Source organism: Paraburkholderia sediminicola, assembly GCF_046027355.1.
GTDB classification, from domain to species: domain Bacteria; phylum Pseudomonadota; class Gammaproteobacteria; order Burkholderiales; family Burkholderiaceae; genus Paraburkholderia; species Paraburkholderia sediminicola_B.
Window position 1 is genome coordinate 93,902 of record NZ_JAQQEK010000023.1, and the last position, 21,932, is coordinate 115,833.

The window sequence follows — 21,932 nt, forward strand, 5'->3', positions numbered from 1 at the left end:
CTCGCGTGGTCGTTGGATGCTGTTCGCGCCGATACCCCAGCCAGGCGCTCCTCACCGCCTGCAACCCCGAACGAACCCCCAATTTCCTCATTGACCGCATCCCGCCGAAAGGCGTATAACCATCCCACTGGATGTTAATTGGATGGCCTCCAGATGCCTACCGGAGTGCAAATGCCCAAATTCAACCTCATTGCCACCTCCCGTCCCAAAGGCGGCGAGACCGAAAAAATCACCATCAACCTGGGCCCGATCGACCTCGGCCAGATCGATCTACTGGTCGAAGAAGGCTTTTACTCGAACCGCACCGACCTGATCCGCACAGCGATCCGCAATCAGCTCGCCGTGCACGCCCAGGTCGTCACGGAGACGGTGACCCGGCGCGCCATGGTGCTCGGCATGCAGCACTTCTCGCGGCAGGATCTCGAGGCGGCTCAGGCCGCGCACGAACAACTCGACATTCATGTGCTCGGCCTCGCCAGCATCGCAGCCGATGTGCCGCCGGAACTCGCGGCGGCCACGATTGCATCGGTGGTGGTGCTCGGCGCCTTTCACGCATCGCCCGCGGTCAAGGCAGCGCTTGCCGGCCGCATCAGCTAGGCGCGACGCTCGACTCATTCCCGTGGCTGAAGCAGCGACTCATCAGTCGACTCGCTCACCCACGCCCCACACAGGTCAACGCAAACGATCATGAAGATGAACGAAGATTTCCTGAAATCGATGACAGATGCCTTCGAGCTATTGCGCACGAAGGGCCCGCAGGAAGCCACCGCGGCGGTTCAGCGCGCGCTCTCGGGCGGCAAAGCGAACGAGGCCCGCGCGGACCACGTACAAACACCGCACACGCCGTCGAATGCCAGCGAATGGGCGCAAGCGTGGACGCAAATGCAAACCCAAACGCAAGCCCAGGCGCGCCCCGCTCAGCACGCCCCTGCCGCGCCGACTTTCGACGCCGACACGCCGGGCACCTTCAGCACGCACACGTTCAGCAACGCAGCCGGACAACGCCAGTACAAGCTCTACGTGCCGGCTGTCTACAACAGCGAACCATTGCCGCTGATCGTGATGCTGCACGGCTGCACGCAGAACGCCGACGACTTCGCCGCCGGCACGCGCATGAACGAAATGGCGGAGCGTCATGGCTTTATCGTCGTGTATCCGAATCAGGCGCAGGCGGCCAATCATTCGAAATGCTGGAACTGGTTCAAGCCTGTCGATCAACTACGCGACCAGGGCGAGCCGTCCTTGATCGCCGGCATCACGCGAGAGGTGATGGGCCGCTATCGTGTGGATCCGGCGCGTGTGTATGTCGCGGGTCTGTCGGCGGGCGGTGCGATGGCGGACATCATGCTGAAGACGTCGCCCGATCTCTACGCGGCGGCTGGCGTGCATTCGGGCCTCGCCTACGGCTGCGCGAAGGACTTGCCTTCGGCGCTCGGCGCGATGAAGGGCGGCAAGACGCAACGCAAACGCACGCATGGCACGCCGCAACGTCCGCTGATCGTGTTTCATGGCGACGCTGACTCGACGGTGCACCCGTCGAATGCGGCTGAGATCCTCGCGCCCTTCGATGCCGGCACCACCACCGTCAGCGCGCAATCAGGCGCTGCTAGCGGCCAGCGTGCGTATACGCAGCAACGGCGCGTCGCGGCGAACGGCGTCGAAGCGGAGTCGTGGTCGATTCACGGTGCGGGTCACGCATGGGCCGGCGGCAGTCAGCGCGGTTCGTACACGGACCCGTCCGGCCCCGACGCCGCCGCGGAAATGGTGCGATTCTTCCTCGCCCATCCGCGTACGCATTGAATCGACACATCGGCGTCGAATCAAACGGGTCCGTTCACTATGAATGACCGGAGGCTGGTTATAGAGGCGGCGGCGTGATCGCAGGAGACTCGTTCTCCACGAGGCGCCTCGTGCGCTATACCAGCGCAGATGGGCGGTAACAGCCCCGCTAAAGACCGCGCGGCGAACCTACGCCGCAACCGGACAGCCTGCCTGTTCGAGCGCGGCCTGCGCGTGCTCGTGCAGATCGCCGCTGGTCAGCGACGCGTCCGGCGTGCGCACCCACGCCGCGATGCGCAACGTCGCGCCGCCATCGTCCGGATAGTCCGCTACCGTCACGATCGGTGCGAGCGTAGCGCCGCTCAGCACGCGCGGTTCGTCGGCGACCAGCTTCTTCAATTCGCCGATCGCGGCGTCGACGTCCTTGCGCTGCGCGAGGCCCACTTCGACCTCGATGCGCTGCGTGCCGCCGCTGCTGTAGTTGATCACCGGATTGCTCCAGATCTGGCTGTTCGGCACGAACACGGCGTTGCCGTCGCCGCGCTCGATGCGCGTGGTGAACAGTCCCACTTCGCGCACGATGCCCGCGGCCGCGCCGCTGCCTTCGATCACGTCGCCGACGCGAAACGGCCGCAGCATCAATAGCATCATGCCGGCCGCGATATTTTGCAGCGTGCCTTGCAACGCGAGTCCGATCGCAAGGCCGGCGGCGCCGAGCACCGCCAGCACGCTCGCGGTCGCGATGCCGACTTCGCTGAGCGCCGCGATGAACACGAGCACTCGCACAGCCCAGGTGCTCATCGCCGCGAGCATCGGCGCAAGCGTCGGGTCCGCATGCGTGCGCGCGAGCGCGCGGGCGAACATCGTGCCGACGCGATTCGAGAGCCACCAGCCGACCACGAGGATCAGCACGGCCAGCACGATATGAAGGGCGTCGTGCGTCAGCGTGACGAGCAACGACGGCTGGAAGTGAAAGAGTCGGGCGAGGAGATCGTTCATTTGAGTCTTCGTTCCGTTACGGTATAGATGTCTCGACGCAACGAAGCAGGATACGTTCCCGCCCTTTACACTTGGCACACCGTGGCATGCGAATTGCACGGCCATGCCGACAAGTGCAGTGCAATCATGCAAAGCCCCGCGAGCAATGGAGTTGCACGCTGCCCTTGAACGTGCAAAGGAGCGTCACATGTCCCAACATTTGAAGTCTGGCGACCGCGTCAGTTGGACCACGCCGCAAGGTCTCACGCACGGCAAGGTGGTGCGTGTCATTTCTACCCATACGACCGTGAACGGCAGGACCATCGACGCGTCAACATCCGACCCGCATTACGAAGTAGAAAGTGAGAAGAGCGGCAAGCATGCCGTGCATCGCCGCGACGCGCTGCACCGGATCAAGAATTGATACGGATCGCTAAGCATAGTCACGGGCATGGCGTCCATGCTGACGCAAACGCCTGAGTTTGCCGACGCGGCACCAAAGCCGTCGTCGGCAAGCGCGCGCTTCAAAGGCTGCCCAACGGCCTGAGCAAATTACGCAGTGCCGCGACGGTAATCGGACGCGAGAACCAGAAGCCTTGCGCTTCATCACACCCGAGCGCTTCCAGTTGCGCGGCCTGCTCGGCCGTTTCGACGCCTTCGGCCGTCACGCGTAGTTTGAGCGCATGCGCCATCGCGATGATGGCGCCGACCAGCGCCGCGCACTGCGGATCGGTGCTCATGCGCATCACAAACGAGCGATCAATTTTCAGGCGATTCAGCGGAAAGCGCGTCAGATACGCGAGGCTCGAATAGCCGGTGCCGAAGTCGTCCACCGCCACCTCCACGCCCAGATCGCGCAACGCAAAGAGTGTCTGCAAAGCCTGTTCGGTGTCGCCGAGCAGCACACCCTCGGTGATTTCCACCTCGAGGTACGAAGGGTCGAGCGCGGCATCTTCCAATGCCTCGCGAATGGTCTCGAACAGATTGTGCCGCTGGAACTGTTGCGGCGACACGTTCACCGCGAAGCGCGGCAACGTGCCCGTCAGCCGCAGCAATTTGCCGGCGTCGCGGCACGCAGTGCGGATTACCCATTCGCCGATCTGCTCGATCAACCCCGCCTCCTCCGCGACCGGTACGAATTCGACGGGGCTAATCAAGCCGCGCTGCGGATGGTTCCAGCGCAGCAGCGCCTCCACTTGCGCGATGCGGCCGTTGGAGAGCGTCACCTGCGGTTGATAGACGAGATGCAGTTGCTGACGCTCGATCGCATCGCGCAGCATGGTCTCCAATTCGAAGCGGCGCGCCGCCTGCCCTTCGAGCGCGGTGGAAAAACGCCGTACTGCATTGCCGTTCACGGCCGAAGCCGCCGACAACGCCACGCCCGCGCGACGCATCAACGTAGGCGCATCGCCGCCGTCAGCCGGATAAGCTACGATGCCGATGCTCGCGGTAATGTTCAAGGTAGTGCCGGCGTAGTCGATCGCCTCGGCGATGCGGCCCAGCGCTTCGGCGGCGAACGCATCGGCGGCCGGCCCGGTTTCGTTGACCAGCAAGGCGAATTGCGTGCCGCCGATCGAGGCGATCGTGCCGTCGTTTGGAAAGAGACCGCGCAACCGTTCACCGACGATCTGCAGCACAAGTTCGGCCGCATGCAGCCCGAGCGCATCGCGCAATTTGCGCAGATGATCGAGTTCGGCGATCAGCACGGTAAAACCGCTGCCGCTACGCTGGCAACGCGCGATCGTCAGTTCCAGCCGTTCAGTAAAAAGCGTTTGATTGGGCAAGCGGGTCACGCCGTCGTGATGCGCGACGTACCAGAGACGCGCTTCCGATTGCGCGTAACGCGTCATGTCGATGGCGATGCCCACGTAGAGCGCAGGCCTGATGGCGACACCACCCGGATGCGCGGGCTCGGCGATGAGCGGCGCCAACGCCAGCACCACACGAACCGGCGTGCCGTTGCGCCGCAAAAAGCTCCATTCGCCTTCATAGCGCGAAGTCATCGTGGCCAGCGGCGGCAGTTCGGCGCGGCGCTTGGCGAGTTCGGCGGGATCGAACAAAGACTCGAACGTGCGCCGGCCAATCAGTTCATCCGCTGTAAATCCAGTCAGCTTTTCGAAAGCGGCGTTGACGGTGTCGAACGTGCCGTCCGCGGTGCAGATGAACATGCCGTAAGGCGCCGAGGCAAGCGCGGCATCGCGCGTACGCATTTCGGCGTGGAGGGGGACTTGCATCGCGCCGGCCTTTTGTTTTTTCCTGAGTAGTGAAAGCGATCGGACGTGTTCTTGACGCGCGGGCGCAAACAGCAAAGCCCCGAAATCCGGTCCGATGTTTCGGGCAACCGTGCGTATGATAACGGCTTTCGTGTCCTCGCCGAATTCGCTGCCCCGCATTCTTCGCGCCAATCGTTTCCCTTGGTGTAATCCCCAATCCCCCCGACCGGCGCGCTCGCGCATCCGTGCATCATAAGCGCCTCGCATTTGCCAGGATATTCGATCCTTCATGAGCCCTTGCACAATGGCGTTCGGAGCCCTCGGGCAGGGCTCCGCCGGATTGACGACCGCTATATCCGTGGATATATTTCGCTGACGATCCCCCCGATAAAACACGCCGTTTCGCGGCACCGTTCCGCACGGATTCCCCACGAGACACCGTCCCGCATTCCATGTCCAAGGAAGTCATCGACTCGCACCTTCTCAAGGTGCTGCACACGCTGCTGACCGAATCGAGCGTTTCACGCACGGCAGCGTTGCTCGGACAATCGCAGCCGACCGTGAGCGTGGCGCTGCGCAAATTGCGTGACATGACGGGCGATCCCCTGCTGGTGCGCAGCGGCAGCCGGATGGTGCTCACGGCACACGCGCTGACCTTGATCGAACCCACCGCGCAGGCGCTGAACAGCATCGCCGCCATTCTGCATCCCACCACGACGTTCCATCCGGCGACCACCAGCCAGACCTTTCGCATCGGCTCACCGGACTATCTCGACGCGTTCTTCGTACCCGCCGTGGTCGACGCGTTTCATCGCGAAGCGCCGCACGCCAAGCTCGAATTCAGGCATCTGATGATGGTGGATGGCGGCTACGAACACGGCCTGGAAAGCGGCTTTCTGGATCTGGTGATCGGCAACTGGGGTACGCCGCCCGAACATCTGCATTTGCAACCGCTGTGCAAGGACGAACTGGTGTGCCTGATGCGCAACGGCCACCCGATCAAACCCGGTCGCCTGAGCAAGCCGGTCTACGAAGAAGCCGACCATCTGGCCGTGACGACCTACAACACCACGGCGTGGGGCACCGTCGATATCGAACTCGCGCGCAACGGCCTGTCGCGCACCGTCACGACGACGCTGCCCTACTTCGGCATGGCGCCGTACGTGCTTGCGCGCTCCAATCTGCTGTTCACCACCACGCGCGCGCTCGCCACCCATTACACAAAACTGCTGCCGCTGCGCATCGAGCCGGTTCCCGGCGAACCGCGCGCGCTCACCTACTATCAGCTCTGGCACGACCGCACGCATCGCAGCGTGGCGGCGGTGTGGCTGCGCAGGCTGATTGCCAGCGTCGCTAAAGATCTGGCTTCCTAAGAAACTTTCCAGGCCACGCCGCGCTACCCCTGTCGAAAAAAAACGCCGCAAGCGAGAGAGCTTGCGGCGCGAATGCAATCATCGGATACCTTCGAGGTGACAGGCCCCTTTCAGACACCGAGCGATCACAAAGTGAGGTCGGTCAGACGGAAGATTGTTATGGGTTAGTTCGCGCCTCCCACGGCCATCGCCTTGACGAGCGCCGCTTTGCCTTCCACCGCCGCGCCGAGTAGCGCGAAGCCGAGAGGCCGTTCGCTGGCCGCGTCCTTGCATACGGCGCGCGCCGCATGCAAGGCCGCATCGACGCCGGTCTCAATCGACCAAGCGCCCTCGCCTTCGGGTGTGACGACGACGGCCGGAGTCGCCGGCGTCTTCACGGTGATCGGCATCACCGGGAAAGCGACGCGCGTCGGCTCGCCGGCCAAGGTTCGCGCTAGAGCACGCGCGGCGTGCATGATCGGCAAGACATAAGGCTGCACTTTGCCGTCGATCGCGGCACAATCGCCGAGCGCGTAAATGTCCGGCGCGCTGGTGCGGCACCACGCGTCGGTGCGAATACCCTGATCGATTTCGAGGCCCGCCGCGGCGGCCAGCGACGTGCGCGGCGCGAGTCCGATCGCCGACACGACGAGGTCGGTGTCGATCGGCTCACCGTCGGCGAAACTCAACCGGTAACCGTCCGTCAGGCGATCGATCCGATTCACGCTGCGGCCCGCATGAAAGCGGATGCCGCCCGTGCCGAGACCGCGCGCGAAAATTTCGCCGACCTCTTGCGGCAGTAGACGCGCCAGCGGCGTCATGGCGGGATCGATCAGATCGACCGTATATCCGGCGGCCGCCAGATCATTCGCGAACTCGCAGCCGATCAGCCCCGCACCCAAGATCGCCACCGAGCGGCAACGCGTGAGCGCGAGGCGAAAGCGCGCGTAATCGTCGAGATCGTTGATGGACAACACATCGTCCGCGCCGTCACCCGCCACGCGCAAGCGGCGCGGATCGGCGCCGGTGGCCAGCACCAGTTTGCTGTAGCCCACCAAGGCGTTATCCACCAGCAACGTGTGCTCGGCCGGCAGAATGCGCTCGACCTTCTGACGCACGCGAATCCACGCGCCCAGTTGCGCCGCCATCGCCAACGCGTCGAAACTGGCCAGCGTATGCGGCTCTTTCTTCATCGCCAGCGCGTTCGACAACATCGGCTTCGAATAGAAGCTGCCGTCGTCGCGGCTGATCATCACGATCGGCACGCTGCTGTCGAGCTTGCGCAACTCGCGGGCAACCGTATAGCCCGCCATGCCGGTGCCGACGATCACCACCGGCAGCGCGTTGTTCTCCTGCAGAGCGGCCGTCATGCGATCACCTGCATTTCGAAATCGTGCTTGCCGGTCGCGCAGTCCGGGCACAGCCAGTCGTCCGGCACGTCTTCCCAGCGCGTGCCCGGCGCGATGCCTGCTTCGGGCAGACCCAGTGCTTCGTCATAGCGAAAGCCGCAGATCACACATTCCCATACTTTCATGGCTTGTCTCCCGAATCGCCACGCGCTTTAGCGTACATAAGCTTGACCCAGACCGATCTCGGCCAGCGCACGCCGATACGCACCTGACGAACGATCGGCCAGAATAGGCGCTTCCGCCGCGCGGTCGATCGGCAGGTCTTCCGGACGCTGCTGCTCGACGATCGCGCGATCTTCTTCGAATACCTGACGATTGAACGCGTAGACGTCGTCGAGCGGCAGGTCCTTGTCGAAGTTGCGCACGATCGGCACGAACAGACGCGTCTTGCGCGCGGATATCGGGCTCGCGGCGTTGAGGATCGACAGACGTCCGTCCTCGGGAAAATGCACCGTGAGACGCGCGAAGAACGGCACGTCCACCTCGAAGATACGGCGCCACAGATAGCCGTCAGGCGCGCGATGCTGCATCGATTTCGGAAAGTTGCTGACGCTGCTCACATACTCCGCATGCATGCCGCGCTCGCGCCGCTCGACGGAATACTGCGGCACCACCGGGTTATGCCGGTCCGCGAAACTGTCGTGGTGAATCCACGCAAAATGCGCGACGTCGATGAAACCTTCGGTTTGACGCCCCGCCGATGCGTTGATGTCGATCGAAGGCGGCAGGATCTGCTGGAACTCGGGATCGTTCCAGTTCGGAAACGCAGGCAAGGCTTCCGTGCCGCCGCCCAGCGACACCCACACGAGCCCATACGCTTCCTGCGTCGCGTACGTGACGAGATACAGCCGCTCGGGAATCGGACCATCCGTTTGCGACGGAATGTGTTTGCACTTGCCTTCGCTGTTATAGGCAAGACCATGATACGGACACACGATGTTGCCGTTGTCGACCCATCCCTGGCTGAGCGGCGCGCCGCGATGCGGACAGATATCGCGTGCGCTCACCAGTTGGCCATTCGAGCGGAACACCACGAGCGGTTCGTCGAGCAGCGTCACGCTGATGGGTTTGTCGGCGACTTGGGCGACGAACGCCACCGGATGCCAGTAGCGGCTGAGAATCTCCCAGTCGTGGCTATCGAAAGTGCAATTGCGGGGTAACGCGGGGGAACGTTGAAATGTCAGCGGGCTGGTGGTGGCGGTGGCAGTAGCAGTGGCGGAACTCATGCGTGTCTCCAAAACCTGGTGGGGTTCATCGCGCTCATGAGCTGTCTCGAGCGCGTTGGAGAGAACGATAGCGGGATGAGGTCCGCCGACCCATCCCCTGAACTGCATTGACTCTATGTACGGAAAAGCATAGGGTGCCGCCGCACCGCTACTGTGCTTTTTACGCGGCGCGCGGCAACGCTGCTTCGATGAACACCGCGCACAGCGCTTCCATGCCCTTCGCGTCTTCTTCGTCGAAGCGCGCGACGCTTGGGCTGTCCACATCCCACACGCCAATCAGCGTACCGTCCGGCGCGACGAGCGGCACGACGATCTCCGATTGCGACGCCGAATCGCAGGCGATATGGCCGGGAAACTCATGCACGTCACGCACGACCTGCGTCTGCCGGGTTTGCGCGGCCGTGCCGCAGACACCCTTGCCGAGCGCGATACGCACGCACGCGGGCTTGCCCTGGAACGGTCCGACGACCAGTTCCTGGCCGTCGTGGAAATAGAAGCCAGCCCAGTTCAAATCACTGAGGGAATGAAACACGAAAGCGGAAAAATTCGCGGCGTTGGCGATCCAGTCGGTTTCGCCGGCGAGCAGCGAGCGCGCCTGGGCGACCAGTTCTTCGTAGTGCGCGGCTTTGGGCAGATGTGAGGCGGAGGAGACTTCGAACATGACGGCGTCCGTGATGAAAGCGGAAAGAGGAACAGCGAGTCGTGCAGTTTAAAGCAAGCCGCCGTTTCCTTCACGGCGCGCGCTGGCGCCGCGGCGGCGCGTGCACAAAGCAAAGCGCTCTTTCCAGGCGGTTCCATCAGACCCGTCGGCGTCCACGCAAAGCGGAAGCCGACGGGCAAAACAAAACCGCGCAACGATCACTGATCGACGCCGATGATCACGCTCGATGCCTTGAAAATCGCCGTCGCCGCTTTGCCGTTTGCGAGGCCGAGGCGATCGACGCTCTCGTTGGTGATGATCGCCGCGATCTGCGCGCCGCCGGCGCTGATCGACACTTCGGAATTCACCGCGCCCTTCGTGACCGCCGACACCGTACCGGCGATGCAATTGCGCGCCGACACCTGCTCCTTTGTGATGTCGACCATCACGATCACCGACGACGCCTTGACCAGCGCGAAGGCTTTCTTGCCCACCGCGAGGCCGAGCGACGTCGCGCTGCCGTGCGTGATGATCGACACGATCTCGAGACCTTCCTGGGTGCGCAGCGTGACTTCGTCGTTCACGGCGCCATGTTTGAGTCCGGTGACTTCGCCGGCGAATTGATTGCGTGCGCTGGTTTGCATGTAGTTCTCCTTGGTTAGGCGGCCTCGTACGAGCGTTTTTTCGAGGCCATGCGTTGGGTTGAGCAGTGAGCGTAGTGGAACGCTCGCCGGCTGCGGCAACCTGCGCGTGAAGCGCGGTATCGCACAGCCGCTATTGACGATGCGAACCCCAATGAAACCACATAAGCGTCGTGTTTGGGTGCGCACCACGGATACGTACAACACGGCGTCGGCACAACGTGCTGCACAATGCGCCGACACCGTATCATCGTGCCCTGAACCTTCTTCGCCGAACCTCATGCCCGTTGCCGTTCTATCCCGCCTCGCCGCCGCCTGGCCGAACGCCTGCCGCGCCGCCGCGTTGTGTGCCGCGCTCGCGGCGATCACCGCGTGTAGCAATCCGTCACCGGCGCACGACGCGCGCGCGCCGGCCGACACTATCACGCTGTTCCCGATCGCACACTACGATCAGGACGTCGATCACTGGCTCGAGCCGGACAGCCCGGGCTACGACCAGCCGTTCCTGAGTCCCGCGGACCAGCAGGCACACTTCAAGGCCCTGTATGCGCGCTACTTCGGCACCGGCACCGCGGCGCCCTCGCCGTGGAATGCCAACTTCGTGACGATGCGCGTCTATCGCCAGCAAGGCGCGGACATTGCCGCATTGCAGCAGCGGCGCATCGGCAAGTTCGATAACACCGGCAAGAGCGGCGCGGACATCGGTTACGGCGAAAATTTCCGGCCGCACGACAAGGCATGGATCGACGCCATCGCGCAAAATATGAACGTCGCGCAGTTCACGCAGATGGCCGTTTATCAGCCGCAGCGCCGCGCAATCGCCACCAGCAACCTGATGGTGCGCGAACTGCCGACCACCGATCCATCGTTCTACGACCATCATCTGGCCGGCGAAGGCTATCCGTTCGACAACCTGCAGATCTCGGCCGTGCGGCCCGGCACGCCGCTGTATGTGCTCGGCAGCAGCGTCGACGGCGCGTGGCATTACGTGCAAACGCCCGACGTGCAGGGCTGGGTGCGCAGCGACGGCGTCGGCATGGCCGACGACCGCTTCGTCGACACATGGCGCGCCACGACGGGCAAATCGCTCGGTGCGGTGATCGTGGCGTCGGCGCCGGTGCGCGACAGCCGCGGCGTGTTCCGCTTCGACGCGCCGGCCGGCACGCTGCTGCCGATCGTCCCAGCCAACGCCGCGCCGCCGCCGCAAGCAAAGCCTGCCGCGAGCGACGCCAGCGGCTCCGTCGCCACCGTCGTTACGCGTCAAGTGCTCGTCCCAGCGCGCGACGCCGACGGCCAGGCGCTGATCCGCACCGCCGCCCTGAGCGACGCGCAAATCGCGCCGGCGCCGCTCGCCGCGACGCCGCGCCATCTGGCGATGCTGATGAAAACGCTGATCGGCCGCCCCTACGGCTGGGGCAATAGCGGTCTCTACAACGATTGTTCGTCGGAACTGCAAAGCATCTTCGCCGCGTTCGGCGTCTGGCTGCCGCGCCATTCGTCCACGCAGATGAACGCCGGCCGCATGATCGACCTGTCGTCGTCCACGCCCGCGCAGCGGCTCGACTATCTGGCGCAGCACGGCGAGCCGTTGCGCACGCTGATCTACATCGGCGGCCATGTGATGCTGTATATCGGCAACACCACCCGCAACGGCAGCGCGGTGCCGGTCGTCTATCAGGACGTATGGGGCTTGCGGCCCGCCGACGATAGCCGGCGCGCGGTGATCGGCGGCTCGGTGATTCTGCCGCTGTTCGAACACATTCCCGAAGACGCCACGCTGCAATCGCTCGCGGCGACGCCGACGTTCCAGATCAGCATCCTCGGCGCGCCGCGTGGCGGCACCCCGGCGCCGTCCGCCGCGCCGCCGGACGAGGACAATCCGGCCGGTTGAAACACGCGACCGGGCCAAAAATATTTTTTCCGGAGTGTCGATTCAACGGTCACGTACTCGTCGTAACGTTGAAGACCTGACTCAACGAGTCGGTTTTTCAACTCACGAACCTGTTACTTCAAGGAGTCGCCGTCATGTCCAGCAACGCTGTCAAACCGATCCCCGACGGGATGCACTCGCTCACGCCGTATCTGATCTGCGCCAACGCCGCGGACGCCATCGCGTTCTACACGAAGGCCTTCAACGCCGTCGAGCAGGTCCGCCTGCCCGGCCCCGGCGGCAAGGTCATGCACGCCACCCTGAAGATCGGCGATTCCATGCTGATGCTGACCGACGAATGGCCCGAGCACCAGTCGTTCGGCCCGAATTCGCTGAAAGGCACGCCAGTCACGATTCACTACTATGTGGAAGATGTCGACGCCAGTTTCAAGCAGGCCGTCGACGCCGGCGCGACCGTCGTGATGCCCGTCACCGACATGTTCTGGGGCGACCGCTACGGTCAGGTGAAAGACCCGTTCGGCCATAGCTGGTCGCTGGCCACGCACAAGCGCGACCTGAGCCGGGAAGAAATCCAGAAAGCCATGGACTGCATGAAGTAAGGCGCGGTCCGCCCGGTGAGAAGGAGGAGAAACGTCATGCAAAAGATTGCGCCGTGCCTGTGGTTCGACGGCAACGCGGAAGATGCGGCCCGCTTCTACACGTCCGTGTTTTCCGATTCCCGCATCGCCACCACGATGCATTACACGGACGCCGGACCCGGGCCGAAGGGCGGCGTGCTGGCCATCACGTTCGAGATCGAGGGCCAGGAGTTCATGGCCCTGAACGGCGGCCCACAGTTCCCCTTCACGCCGGCCATTTCGCTGTTCGTGCACTGCAGTTCGCAAGAGGAAGTTGACCGTTACTGGACGAAGCTCCTCGACGGCGGTAAGCCGTGGCAATGCGGCTGGCTTCAGGACAGGTTCGGCGTCTCGTGGCAGATCGCGCCGGACGTGCTCGGCGAGATGCTGCGCGACCCGGACGAGGCCAAGGCGAGCCGCGTGATGAAGGCCATGATGAATATGGTCAAGCTGGAAATCGCGCCGCTCGAAGCGGCTTATCGCGGCGATTGAAGTGGCAAGCCTGAACGCGCGTTGCCGTCGGCGCGCGGCCTGCTTGCCGTTGCGTTGAGAATCCACGGCGCAGCAAGCAGGCCAGGGCGCGAGCGCTCTATCTTTGATAGGATCGGTCTCGACCCATAAACGGCGGGACATGAACGGTGCGCGTCAACCATCAGGCTTTCTTCTGCTCGCTGTTTGTCGCGCGTCTCGCCGATCAGGTCCTGCTGTTTCTCGTGCCGCTCGTCGTCTTCCAGACCACGCACCAGGTGTCGTGGTCGGGGCTCGCGTTCTTTATCGAAACGCTGCCCCGCTATCTGGTGTTTCCCTTCTTCGGCGCCTTGTGCGACCGCATCTCGCCGCTCAGATTGATGCGCGTGAGCCAGACCGTGCGGGCGCTGGCGTGTTTCGGCGGCATACTCGCCTATGCGCTGTTCGGCGGCATCGGCTGGTTGATCGCACTCTCGGCCGTGTGCGGCGTATTGACGAGCCAAGGCCTCGTCGCGCGTGAAGTCATGTTGCCGCAAATCTTCAGCACGCAGCAGTTTCAGCGCGTGCTCGCCTACTCGCAGTTGGCCGACCAGTTGGGTTTCGTGCTCGGCCCGATGCTCGCCGCGCTGTTGCTCGGCCTGTGGCCTTGGGAATGGGTCGTCGGCGCAACCGGCGTGCTGTTTCTCCTCGCCGATGCCGCGCTGCTGCTATGGCAACGCGCGAGCGGTTTTCGCGCCGCCGAGCCGCCGGCCCTGGCTCCGGGTCACTGGACGCTGCCGCTGCGCATCGCGCTGCGGCACGTGCTGGTGTTGCCTGGCCTGAAGAAAGTCGTGCTGCTCGCCGCCGCCGAGAATCTGGTGATCGGCGTGACGCTCGCCACGTCCGCCGCCATGGTGACCGGCCTTCACGCGCAATCGAATCACTACTATGCCGGACTGCAAACAGCCGGCGCCGTGGCCACGGTGCTGATTCTGTTGACGATCGCACGCGCCGCCTGGCCGGCGCGCGCCTTGGGTCTCGTCGCCTTCGTCTCGATCTGCGCGGGCGGCGTGATCGCCGGCGCGAGCGCGGCGCCGTGGGGCTATGCGCTCGGCTTCCTGCTGATCGTCGGCTTCGACAAGATGTTCAACGTCTACATCCGTAGCGCGCGACAGCAAATCATTCCGCCGCAGGATTATGGCAAGACGACTGGCGTGGTGATCCTTCTCAACAACATGACGCAGCCGCTCGCCGGCCTGCTGGTCAGCGTGTTCTCGGCGCGCACGCAAACCGGCCCGCTGATCGTGATCCTGTCGCTGACGATGGGCGGCATCGGCGCAGCGGTGCCGATCGGCGCGGCGTTGATGCGAAGGAAGCGCGCACTGGCGCTTGGGGAATGACGCCGCGCCGGATTGTCTGAATGCCGTATTCAATATCGAGCGTCGGCTGCACAGCGCTCGGGCGGCTTCAGGCCTTTATCCGCAACCCAGCTAGACAGCCTCGCACACCACCGCGAACTTCAACAACTGCGTCGGCCCGAACGCATTGCTGAGCGCCACGTCGGCCGCGTCGCGCCCTCGCGCCATCAGCACGCGCCCCGTGCGCGGCGCGTTGTTGCGCGGGTCGAACGTCTGCCAGCATCCGCCGATATAGGCCTCGAACCACGCGGCGAAATCCATCGTGGCGTACGGCGGCGGCAGGCCGACATCGCTGATATAGCCTGTGCAATAACGTGCCGGAATGTTCATGGCCCGGCAGAGCGCCACGGCCAGATGCGCGAAGTCCCGGCACACACCTTTGCGCTCCTGCCAGGCCTGCCATGCGGTCTTGGTCGGCCGCGCAAAGTCGTAGCCGAACACGATGTGGTTGTGCACGTAATTGCAGATCGCATCCACGCGCCCGCGGCCGAGCGGCAGCTTGCCAAAGGTCTGCCATGCGAATTCGGAGAGCAGATCGGTTTCGCAATAGCGGCTGCCGAGCAGAAACACCAGCGTATCGTCAGGCAGCATTTCCACCGGATGCTGTTCGGTGTAAGGCGGGCGCATCTCCGGCTCGGACGACACCTCCAGCACCGCGCTCGTCGAAAAGGCAATTTTTCCCGGCGGCGCTACCAGCCGGCTGCACAGATTGCCGAACGAATCGCGATACTGGCTGATCGGCACCGGCGGATCGACCACCAGCAAATCAGGATTCAGCACCTCTTTCGCATGCGAATAGTGGGTGTTCAACATCAGCATCATCGGCGTCGGTTGCACGCACTCATAGACCAGCTCGTAGCCAACGCGCAATTTCATCGCGGCGCCCTCTTCCAGTTGAAACATTCAATTGACGCGCCCGGCGAGCCGCCCAAAGCGGCACTCCCCCGCAAACACGTTTCGATTCGACACGCCGCGACATTCGGCGCGCGTTCATTCGCCCTTATCCGCCTTGCTTCGCCGTGATTCGCCTTCCGTTACGCTCACATCCACCTGCAGGCCGCGAAACGAATGCGGCGCGCCATGCCACGTGCCCCACAACGGCAGCGCCTGGTAGGCGTTCCACGCCACCGCCACGCGAATCAGATGGCGGTTGCCGACGATGCTGTTGGTCGGATCGAAATCGACCCAGCCGGCGCCCGGCAAAAAGATCTGCAACCAGGCGTGCGTCGCGCCGCCGCCTTGCGTGGCGTCGTGCTCGGGCACGAATATGTAGCCGCTCACGAAGCGCGCCGCGAGGCCGAGCGAGCGCACCGCGTCCATCATCAGCACGGCGAAATCGCGGCAGCTGCCGCTGCGGCTGCGCAAGGTGTCGCCGGGACGGTTCACGCCTTTTTCCGTGCGGCGCACATAGAAAAACGTGCTCTTGATTTCGAGCGTCATCGCGCGCAGGAGCGCCATCGTGCCGCTGCCGCTTGCCGCACCGCTCTTGCCACTTTCGCCGCTCTTTGCAGCGACACCCGATGTCGGCACGAAACGGCGCGCCCACTCATCCACGTCGCTGTCCGGATACTGGCGGCTGCGCGCGTTCACGAGATCGGAAGCCTCCTCGTTGGTGTACGCGAACGGCCAGTTCACCGCGTACGGTTCGAGCGCATAGTCCGGCAAGGGCGCTTCGAAGTGCTCGAGTGTCACTTCGCTGTCGAAGCGCAATTCGCTCGCCTTGTCCGCGAAACTCGCGACCGCCACCGAATTGTCGAATACGTCGTGCAGCCAATGCAGCCGCGACGGCGCGGGTGTGATCACCAGCTGGTTCGTGACGAGCCGCAAATCGTGGCTCGCGCGCGGCCTGAACATCATGCGATGTTCGCCGAAGCGCACGGGTTCGGAGTAACGGTAGACGCTGACGTGGCGCACCGTGAAGCGCTGCGGATCATTCATCCGACCGCCCGATGGATGCCGCCGGGTTCATCCTGTCCATCGCGTTCACGCTTGTAAAAAAGCCGCGGCCACAGCGGGCAAAAAGCGCGCAGCGCGGTTTTGATCCTCAATGAGCCACGGCCGGGTTGCGGTGTGGTCGAGTGCTCTCAAACACAAACTGACGGGTTGAGCATACACCCGCCATATTGGTTGAAAGCACTCATTTGGCCGCGGCGTCGCGCGCGAGAAGTTATCAACAGAATCTGTTCGCAAATCTGTGCATAACTATCCGGCAAAAACTGCAAGCTGTTGATGCGATTGCTATTTTTACCGTGACGCCGAAGTTGGGCAGCGCTCGCTCCGAGCGCGCGTCATTCGTGCACCGTGCCGCGCGATGCGTCGTCGGCAACGTGCGCGTGACGGGCTTCCTCGCGCCATTGCTGACGCGAGCGAACCATTCTGCGCACCGCGAGGCGCGCCATCTTGACCCAGCCCGAAGGCCGCGGGTCGGCCAGCATGCTCAGCGCCCGCGCGTAGTCGAGCGTGAGGCCGGGTGTCCACGCCATCGTGGCGGCTCGCTTGCGCACTTGCGCGGCGACCCACAGTTCCGGCGTCGAGATCACGCGCAGAAACGGCTGCCAGCCGCCGAGGTCGCCCCACACGCGCGACGAGGCGCCCTCGATCGCAGCCTCCAGTGCGCGCGAGACACTGCTCGAACAGTTGCGATGCGTGAGGTTATAAGTCGTGTCCTGTCGATACATGTCCCAGAAGCGGCGCAGGCGCACCGGATCGTAGTTGCGGATGCGCACCTGAACCGTCGACGGACACCACGCTTTCGATTCGGTTGGGTAATCAGGCTGGAATAGCCCTGGCACGTCGTTCTCGCGCGTGGCGCGCAGAAGCCGCGCGAAGTCGTCGGGCGAACGATCGATTTCGACACCCGGATATAGGCTGATGTAGACGCCCTCGGGCGATTCGAGCGCGGCATGGCCGGTCGATATCACGCCGTTGCGATCCACCGCCGCGATATAGCGATCCACGATCAATTGCCGCCGCGCTTCGCCCTTGGCGGAGCCGACCGGCGTCCACACGTGCACGGTCAAGGCGGCTTCGTCGGCGGCGGGCGGGCCGTCCCATTCATGCGCGATCAGACGGCTGGCGGCCAGCACGCTCGCGGCGGCGAGGCCGGCATCCGCCGCCGAATCGCCCGCGACGACCGCGGGGTTCGACGCGAGCCGCCGCACCCGCGCGCTGAGCAGGATCATGTTCCATCCGCCAAAGATCAGGCCGAGTCCGACACAGTACGGCACCGTGCCGACGTAGTGAGTCGGATAAGGTTGATAGAAGAAGATCGCCAGCGCGATTTCGACGGCGCCGCCGATCATCGCGAGCCGCCACGTGCGAAAGCGGACCACTTTCGCCGAGACGATCTGCAAGAGGCCATCGGCGAAAAAGAGCGTGCCGAAGATCATCGACAGAATGAAATTGCCGTGCTCGTGGCCGATCAGAATCAGCGCCGCGGCGGTGGTGAACGCAATGCCCTTCACATAGCGCAGCGTGCGTTGCCCGCCCATGCCGGTCCAGGCGACGGCCAGCGTGGCGAGGCCTTCGAGCAACAGCAACGAGACGAACGGGGTGATGGGGAAATAGAGCGCGCTATCGAGCGCGTCGATGAACACGAAGACGCCGAGCAGAAAACTGATGCAACCGACGATCCGCAACGATCGCCAGCGCGTGCGCAGATAATCGACGCCCAACAGAATCATGACCAGACGAACCATTGCAAGTCCTCCGTAACTGACGCGTTCTGCTGATCGCCATCTTAACCACTTTCGTGGCGCGGGCGCGCGACGGTCTGACGTGAACCACGAAGCGAAAGCGCACATTCGCCGCGCCTCGCTCGAACATCTTTGTACCGCTCATGCCGATGCGTTTTCGGCTCGATCGATCCGGCATGAAAAAGGCCGGCGCGGAAATGACTTCAACGCGCCGGCCTGCAACAAACCAGAAAACCAGAAGCTGCTTACGCTGCCTTGGCTTGCGGCATCGCTTCGCCGCCCTGCTCGCCGCCCAATGCGTCGAGCAGATCGCTCAACATGCGGTCGAGTTCGGCGGTCATCAACGTGACGTCAGAGTCGAAGCGTTCGTCGTCGTTTTGCGCGGTGGGATCGCTCGCTTCCTTCAACACGTCGAGCGGCGCGATGCGCTTGATCGTCAGCGACGGCGTCAGCACGAACGACACGCGATCGTTCCATGTCATCGCGAGCCGCATGCATTGCTTGCCGGCTTCGATATGACGGCGCATATCTTCGGCATCCAAAGTATGTCCGACATAGCGCACGGTCGCGTTGCCTTCAGTGGGCGAACGCAACTCGGTGTCCTGGTCGAGCGTGAAGCCAGCGGGGCCCTCGCCAGAGAGCAGCCATTCGGTCATGGCCGCGACCGGCGAGTGCGTGACGCGCACCGTGCCGAGCGGCAATTGATCGATCGACTTGACCAGCAGGCCGCGTACTTCATCGGCGACCGCTTGCGAAGCGGCGTCGATCACGAGCCAGCCGTTCTTGCAATCGATCCACACGCGCGTGTCGCGGCGAATGCTGAAGGCGCGCGGCAACAGTTCGTCGGTGACCTGTTCCTTGAGTTCGCGCATCTGCTTGCGACCGGGTTTGAAGCCTTGCTGATCCTCAAGTTCGAGCGCGCGTTCCTTGGTCACTTGCGTGACGACCGACGCCGGCAGCAGCTTCTTCTCGGCGCGAAACACCAGCAACATCTGGCCATTGAGCGAGTACACCAGCGAGTCGTTATCGCGCGGCGACGCCCAGCCATGGCTTTGCATCTCGACGCTATTGCCGGGCGCGAACGCGTGCGGCGCGAGCCACTTCTGCATCTGTTCTGGGGTGACGGACCACGGAGCGGGAAGACGGTGAAGCTGAAGGTTTTTGAACCACATGGGCAGAGTCGTGTACGGGCAAAGCGCACCATTCTATCTGACGATAGACGTCGCGCGGTCGGCTGGAAGGACTCTGTTACTTCGTCGCCAAAGCGTTCATGCCGTGCCGGTCATTTTCAAATAAAAACAGAAAATCCTTTAAACGACAGACCGATTATCAAACAAGGGCTTACGCCGGAGAATGCGCTTCATCCACTTCAACTCTCTTTGGAGCGCGCCATGTCCACCTCTTCTCTCGCCCGAATCGCCCGTCATATGCTGGTCGCCGCGAGCCTCACCGGCGCCTTGAGCGCCCACGCCGCAAGCGACGCAGACCTGCCCGTGCCGCACCACGTCGCCGTCGCGTCGAACTCGGCGCAAAGCGCCGAAGTCGTACGGACCGCGCGCCGCTACGCCGCCTTCTGGAACACCGGCGACGAGGCCTACGCGAAGCTCGCGCTGTCGCCCGCCTTTGTCGACCGCACCTTGCCGGAGGGACGCCCGCAAGGTCCTGACGGTCCGCTGCAGGCGTCGAAGGGTTTTCGCGCGGCGGTGCCCGACCTGCACGCGGAAATCGACGACCTCGTGGTGGCCGGCGATCGCGCCTCGGTGCATCTGCATTTCCATGGTCACTTCACCGGGCAGTTCCAGAACCTCAAAGGCGACGGCCAAACCGTCGACTTCCAGGCCTTCGACCTGTATCGCGTGAAGGACGGCCGCATCGTCGAAAACTGGCACCTCGAGGACAATCTGACGCTGCTCAAGCAACTCGGCGCCATCAAGCCGTAATGGTTTAGCCGTAGCCGTTTTAAGCGCGCTTCACGTTGAAATCACCTAGACTTTTTGACAAGCGCGTGACTAGACGGAGGCGGCCATGGCCGATCAAACCGCAGCCTGGCAGATGGTGGCATACGAGGGATTTGAGATTCACGTAGCACCGTTTCTGAAAAACCCGCCCAAGGAAGGGCACACGCCGACCGCGGCGAATCAGCGCTACACGTATATGGGCTACGTTTGCCATCCGGGCGCGGATCCTGCCATTCCCGGCCATGCGGTGCCGTTTCACCCCGACGGCGAAGAGAGCTTCGCCGGCGAGGACGAAGCGCTCTATGAAGGCATACACGTGGGACGCAGCATCGTGGAAGGCACGCATCCAGATCTGACGGTGCTGCCGCTGGTGACCGGCGGCGTGTGAATCTCTGGCTTGCGCTTCAGTGAGCTGTTTGCACGCCCGACGGCGAGTCGTGCTTCGCCAGCAGGCGCAACGCCAGTTCCAGCATCCGCTGATTGGCGCGTGGGGGCGTGAACGTCTCGACCTTTTGCAGCGCGGCTTGCGCGAGACTCCGGCGTAGCTCGGTGTCCGTCAGCAGACGCTCGATGGCGAGCGCCATGGCGTCCACGTCGCCGACCGGCACCAGCAGGCCGGCCTTGCCACCTTCCAGCATATCTCGCGGACCGGTCGGGCAATCCGCCGACAGCACCGGCGTGCCAAGCGCCATCGCCTCGCCGAGCACCACGGCGCAACCCTCGTAGCGGCTGCTCAAGACGAGCATTTCTGCCTGCCGGATATAGGGCAGCGGATTGGCACAGAAGCCAAGAAACTGCACCGATGCACCGATCCCCAATTCGTCGGCGAGTTGCTCGAGCTCGCGCCGGTCCCGCCCCTCGCCAATCAGGACGAGCGCCGCCTCGCAGCGGCCGCGCTCGCGTAACTGGGCGTAGGCTCGCAACAAGGTCTTGTGGTCCTTCTGACCTTCGTCCAGACGCGCCACGGAAACGATGAATGACTCAGCCGGACGTTTGATCTCCGCGCGCGCCGCGGAGCGCAGCGCGTCGACGTCGATCACATTCGGCAATTCGACAATGTCCATGTCCTGGCCCGTTGCCGAAAAGAGTTCGCGCGCCTCGTCCAGCATGGCGGGGATCAGCACGGTGATCGCCGAGTACCGCGCATAGTGCCTCACGCGCCGGGCGATGTACCGATCGCTCTTGCCGCCGAGCCGCGCCGCGAGGCTGAAATGGTTCACGCCGAACCAGGGCACATTGCAACTGCCCGCCATATGGCGCAGCGAAAAATCGAAATCGCAGACCAGATCGTGTTGCTTGACGAGATGCCGCATACGCAGCGCCAGCAGCGGCCGGATCGCGCCGTAGGTCAACAGCTTGTGCAATAACTTCTCGCCGGTGCCCAGCTTGCGCCGGCGCGCCGCCTGATGCAGCGTGTACATCCATTTCGACGAGGCAAGTACGTGGACGGGAACGTCTTCCGGAATCGACTGCGCGCGCCAGAACGCCAGGTCGTCGGTCGGATACGCCACCGACAGGCTCGGCGCGAACAGCCGCCGGTCGAGCGTCTTCAGCCAGGATAGCAACGCGGTCTCGGTGCCGCCTTTGCCGAAATCGTTGATATGAAACAGGATGCGCAGCGGAGTGCGGTCAGCTTCAATAGAGTCAGGGTTCACATTCGTCATCTTG

At 63.6% G+C, this 21,932-nt stretch carries 22 protein-coding genes; 10 read left to right on the forward strand and 12 right to left on the reverse strand.

The window, feature by feature from the left end:
* The first annotated feature begins 171 nt into the window (after nt 1-171).
* The gene (locus tag PQR42_RS31670; RefSeq protein ID WP_408388409.1) at nt 172-597 is read left to right on the forward strand and encodes a ribbon-helix-helix domain-containing protein; all 426 of its coding nucleotides are present in this window, start codon (nt 172-174) and stop codon (nt 595-597) included.
* A 90-nt stretch (nt 598-687) separates the two neighbouring features.
* Complete coding sequence (locus tag PQR42_RS31675) at nt 688-1,800, forward strand: extracellular catalytic domain type 1 short-chain-length polyhydroxyalkanoate depolymerase (RefSeq protein ID WP_408214443.1); 1,113 nt, start codon at nt 688-690, stop codon at nt 1,798-1,800.
* 168 nt (nt 1,801-1,968) lie between these two features.
* Here PQR42_RS31675 and PQR42_RS31680 read toward each other — a convergent pair whose 3' ends face one another.
* On the reverse strand, nt 1,969-2,778 hold the full coding sequence (locus PQR42_RS31680) for a mechanosensitive ion channel family protein (RefSeq protein ID WP_408214440.1): 810 nt from the start codon (nt 2,776-2,778) through the stop codon (nt 1,969-1,971).
* Between the two features lie 187 nt (nt 2,779-2,965).
* Between PQR42_RS31680 and PQR42_RS31685 the strand changes: the two genes are divergently transcribed.
* A complete protein-coding gene (locus tag PQR42_RS31685; RefSeq protein WP_408388411.1) occupies nt 2,966-3,181 on the forward strand; it encodes a hypervirulence associated TUDOR domain-containing protein in 216 nt (71 codons plus the stop codon).
* A 100-nt stretch (nt 3,182-3,281) separates the two neighbouring features.
* Here PQR42_RS31685 and PQR42_RS31690 read toward each other — a convergent pair whose 3' ends face one another.
* On the reverse strand, nt 3,282-4,991 hold the full coding sequence (locus PQR42_RS31690; protein WP_408494408.1) for a putative bifunctional diguanylate cyclase/phosphodiesterase: 1,710 nt from the start codon (nt 4,989-4,991) through the stop codon (nt 3,282-3,284).
* 431 nt (nt 4,992-5,422) lie between these two features.
* Between PQR42_RS31690 and PQR42_RS31695 the strand changes: the two genes are divergently transcribed.
* A complete protein-coding gene (locus tag PQR42_RS31695) occupies nt 5,423-6,343 on the forward strand; it encodes a LysR family transcriptional regulator (protein ID WP_408388415.1) in 921 nt (306 codons plus the stop codon).
* Nucleotides 6,344-6,507: 164 nt separating this feature from the next.
* Here the strand turns inward: PQR42_RS31695 and PQR42_RS31700 are convergent, their stop codons facing one another.
* From PQR42_RS31700 to PQR42_RS31720, 5 genes are all read right to left on the reverse strand, one after another.
* Nucleotides 6,508-7,692: an NAD(P)/FAD-dependent oxidoreductase gene (locus PQR42_RS31700; protein WP_408388417.1), complete on the reverse strand. Its 1,185-nt coding sequence runs from the start codon at nt 7,690-7,692 to the stop codon at nt 6,508-6,510.
* Nucleotides 7,689-7,856: a rubredoxin gene (locus PQR42_RS31705; protein WP_093639504.1), complete on the reverse strand. Its 168-nt coding sequence runs from the start codon at nt 7,854-7,856 to the stop codon at nt 7,689-7,691. The genes PQR42_RS31700 and PQR42_RS31705 overlap by 4 nt, the downstream gene beginning before the upstream one ends.
* Nucleotides 7,857-7,883: 27 nt before the next feature.
* Nucleotides 7,884-8,957, reverse strand: coding sequence for a Rieske 2Fe-2S domain-containing protein (locus PQR42_RS31710; RefSeq protein WP_408494410.1), 1,074 nt, complete (start codon nt 8,955-8,957; stop codon nt 7,884-7,886).
* A gap of 160 nt (nt 8,958-9,117) precedes the next feature.
* Entirely contained in the window at nt 9,118-9,618 is a 501-nt protein-coding gene (msrC, locus tag PQR42_RS31715) for a free L-methionine (R)-S-oxide reductase MsrC (protein ID WP_408388421.1), read from the reverse strand.
* Between the two features lie 197 nt (nt 9,619-9,815).
* On the reverse strand, nt 9,816-10,241 hold the full coding sequence (locus tag PQR42_RS31720; RefSeq protein ID WP_408214422.1) for a TOBE domain-containing protein: 426 nt from the start codon (nt 10,239-10,241) through the stop codon (nt 9,816-9,818).
* A 277-nt stretch (nt 10,242-10,518) separates the two neighbouring features.
* Between PQR42_RS31720 and PQR42_RS31725 the strand changes: the two genes are divergently transcribed.
* The 4 genes from PQR42_RS31725 (at nt 10,519) to PQR42_RS31740 (ending at nt 14,593) form a co-directional block, all read left to right on the forward strand.
* Nucleotides 10,519-12,129 carry an SH3 domain-containing protein gene (locus PQR42_RS31725; RefSeq protein WP_408388423.1) on the forward strand — a complete coding sequence of 537 codons (1,611 nt, stop codon included), beginning with the start codon at nt 10,519-10,521 and terminating at the stop codon, nt 12,127-12,129.
* A gap of 134 nt (nt 12,130-12,263) precedes the next feature.
* Nucleotides 12,264-12,728, forward strand: coding sequence for a VOC family protein (locus PQR42_RS31730; RefSeq protein ID WP_408388425.1), 465 nt, complete (start codon nt 12,264-12,266; stop codon nt 12,726-12,728).
* 36 nt (nt 12,729-12,764) lie between these two features.
* Nucleotides 12,765-13,238, forward strand: coding sequence for a VOC family protein (locus PQR42_RS31735; RefSeq protein WP_408214418.1), 474 nt, complete (start codon nt 12,765-12,767; stop codon nt 13,236-13,238).
* A gap of 146 nt (nt 13,239-13,384) precedes the next feature.
* The gene (locus PQR42_RS31740) at nt 13,385-14,593 is read left to right on the forward strand and encodes an MFS transporter (RefSeq protein ID WP_408388427.1); all 1,209 of its coding nucleotides are present in this window, start codon (nt 13,385-13,387) and stop codon (nt 14,591-14,593) included.
* 90 nt (nt 14,594-14,683) lie between these two features.
* On the opposite strand, the gene PQR42_RS31745 is transcribed toward PQR42_RS31740, so the two are convergent.
* The 4 genes from PQR42_RS31745 to PQR42_RS31760 form a co-directional block, all read right to left on the reverse strand.
* Nucleotides 14,684-15,487, reverse strand: coding sequence for a transglutaminase-like domain-containing protein (locus PQR42_RS31745; RefSeq protein WP_310812496.1), 804 nt, complete (start codon nt 15,485-15,487; stop codon nt 14,684-14,686).
* A gap of 114 nt (nt 15,488-15,601) precedes the next feature.
* Nucleotides 15,602-16,549, reverse strand: coding sequence for a transglutaminase family protein (locus PQR42_RS31750; protein ID WP_408388429.1), 948 nt, complete (start codon nt 16,547-16,549; stop codon nt 15,602-15,604).
* 350 nt (nt 16,550-16,899) lie between these two features.
* Nucleotides 16,900-18,309, reverse strand: coding sequence for an HdeD family acid-resistance protein (locus PQR42_RS31755; protein ID WP_408388431.1), 1,410 nt, complete (start codon nt 18,307-18,309; stop codon nt 16,900-16,902).
* A gap of 242 nt (nt 18,310-18,551) precedes the next feature.
* A complete protein-coding gene (locus tag PQR42_RS31760) occupies nt 18,552-19,478 on the reverse strand; it encodes a recombination-associated protein RdgC (protein ID WP_106306611.1) in 927 nt (308 codons plus the stop codon).
* A 219-nt stretch (nt 19,479-19,697) separates the two neighbouring features.
* Between PQR42_RS31760 and PQR42_RS31765 the strand changes: the two genes are divergently transcribed.
* Both PQR42_RS31765 and PQR42_RS31770 read left to right on the forward strand, forming a co-directional pair.
* A complete protein-coding gene (locus PQR42_RS31765) occupies nt 19,698-20,246 on the forward strand; it encodes an ester cyclase (RefSeq protein ID WP_408214407.1) in 549 nt (182 codons plus the stop codon).
* Between the two features lie 85 nt (nt 20,247-20,331).
* Nucleotides 20,332-20,652 carry a hypothetical protein gene (locus tag PQR42_RS31770; protein ID WP_408214404.1) on the forward strand — a complete coding sequence of 107 codons (321 nt, stop codon included), beginning with the start codon at nt 20,332-20,334 and terminating at the stop codon, nt 20,650-20,652.
* A 16-nt stretch (nt 20,653-20,668) separates the two neighbouring features.
* Here PQR42_RS31770 and PQR42_RS31775 read toward each other — a convergent pair whose 3' ends face one another.
* On the reverse strand, nt 20,669-21,928 hold the full coding sequence (locus PQR42_RS31775) for a glycosyltransferase (protein ID WP_408214402.1): 1,260 nt from the start codon (nt 21,926-21,928) through the stop codon (nt 20,669-20,671).
* Nucleotides 21,929-21,932: the final 4 nt, after the last annotated feature.

What these genes read in the sequence shown, in the direction of transcription:
- PQR42_RS31755 (WP_408388431.1), bottom strand. Translation starts at nt 18,309, where the DNA reads ATGGTTCGTCTGGTCATGATTCTGTTGGGCGTCGATTATCTGCGCACG.
- PQR42_RS31695 (WP_408388415.1), top strand. Translation starts at nt 5,423, where the DNA reads ATGTCCAAGGAAGTCATCGACTCGCACCTTCTCAAGGTGCTGCACACG.
- PQR42_RS31670 (WP_408388409.1), top strand. Translation starts at nt 172, where the DNA reads ATGCCCAAATTCAACCTCATTGCCACCTCCCGTCCCAAAGGCGGCGAG.
- PQR42_RS31735 (WP_408214418.1), top strand. Translation starts at nt 12,765, where the DNA reads ATGCAAAAGATTGCGCCGTGCCTGTGGTTCGACGGCAACGCGGAAGAT.
- PQR42_RS31770 (WP_408214404.1), top strand. Translation starts at nt 20,332, where the DNA reads ATGGCCGATCAAACCGCAGCCTGGCAGATGGTGGCATACGAGGGATTT.
- PQR42_RS31710 (WP_408494410.1), bottom strand. Translation starts at nt 8,957, where the DNA reads ATGAGTTCCGCCACTGCTACTGCCACCGCCACCACCAGCCCGCTGACA.
- PQR42_RS31680 (WP_408214440.1), bottom strand. Translation starts at nt 2,778, where the DNA reads ATGAACGATCTCCTCGCCCGACTCTTTCACTTCCAGCCGTCGTTGCTC.
- PQR42_RS31705 (WP_093639504.1), bottom strand. Translation starts at nt 7,856, where the DNA reads ATGAAAGTATGGGAATGTGTGATCTGCGGCTTTCGCTATGACGAAGCA.
- PQR42_RS31725 (WP_408388423.1), top strand. Translation starts at nt 10,519, where the DNA reads ATGCCCGTTGCCGTTCTATCCCGCCTCGCCGCCGCCTGGCCGAACGCC.
- PQR42_RS31775 (WP_408214402.1), bottom strand. Translation starts at nt 21,928, where the DNA reads ATGACGAATGTGAACCCTGACTCTATTGAAGCTGACCGCACTCCGCTG.
- msrC (WP_408388421.1), bottom strand. Translation starts at nt 9,618, where the DNA reads ATGTTCGAAGTCTCCTCCGCCTCACATCTGCCCAAAGCCGCGCACTAC.
- PQR42_RS31720 (WP_408214422.1), bottom strand. Translation starts at nt 10,241, where the DNA reads ATGCAAACCAGCGCACGCAATCAATTCGCCGGCGAAGTCACCGGACTC.
- PQR42_RS31760 (WP_106306611.1), bottom strand. Translation starts at nt 19,478, where the DNA reads ATGTGGTTCAAAAACCTTCAGCTTCACCGTCTTCCCGCTCCGTGGTCC.
- PQR42_RS31685 (WP_408388411.1), top strand. Translation starts at nt 2,966, where the DNA reads ATGTCCCAACATTTGAAGTCTGGCGACCGCGTCAGTTGGACCACGCCG.
- PQR42_RS31745 (WP_310812496.1), bottom strand. Translation starts at nt 15,487, where the DNA reads ATGAAATTGCGCGTTGGCTACGAGCTGGTCTATGAGTGCGTGCAACCG.
- PQR42_RS31690 (WP_408494408.1), bottom strand. Translation starts at nt 4,991, where the DNA reads ATGCAAGTCCCCCTCCACGCCGAAATGCGTACGCGCGATGCCGCGCTT.
- PQR42_RS31730 (WP_408388425.1), top strand. Translation starts at nt 12,264, where the DNA reads ATGTCCAGCAACGCTGTCAAACCGATCCCCGACGGGATGCACTCGCTC.
- PQR42_RS31765 (WP_408214407.1), top strand. Translation starts at nt 19,698, where the DNA reads ATGTCCACCTCTTCTCTCGCCCGAATCGCCCGTCATATGCTGGTCGCC.
- PQR42_RS31750 (WP_408388429.1), bottom strand. Translation starts at nt 16,549, where the DNA reads ATGAATGATCCGCAGCGCTTCACGGTGCGCCACGTCAGCGTCTACCGT.
- PQR42_RS31700 (WP_408388417.1), bottom strand. Translation starts at nt 7,692, where the DNA reads ATGACGGCCGCTCTGCAGGAGAACAACGCGCTGCCGGTGGTGATCGTC.
- PQR42_RS31675 (WP_408214443.1), top strand. Translation starts at nt 688, where the DNA reads ATGAAGATGAACGAAGATTTCCTGAAATCGATGACAGATGCCTTCGAG.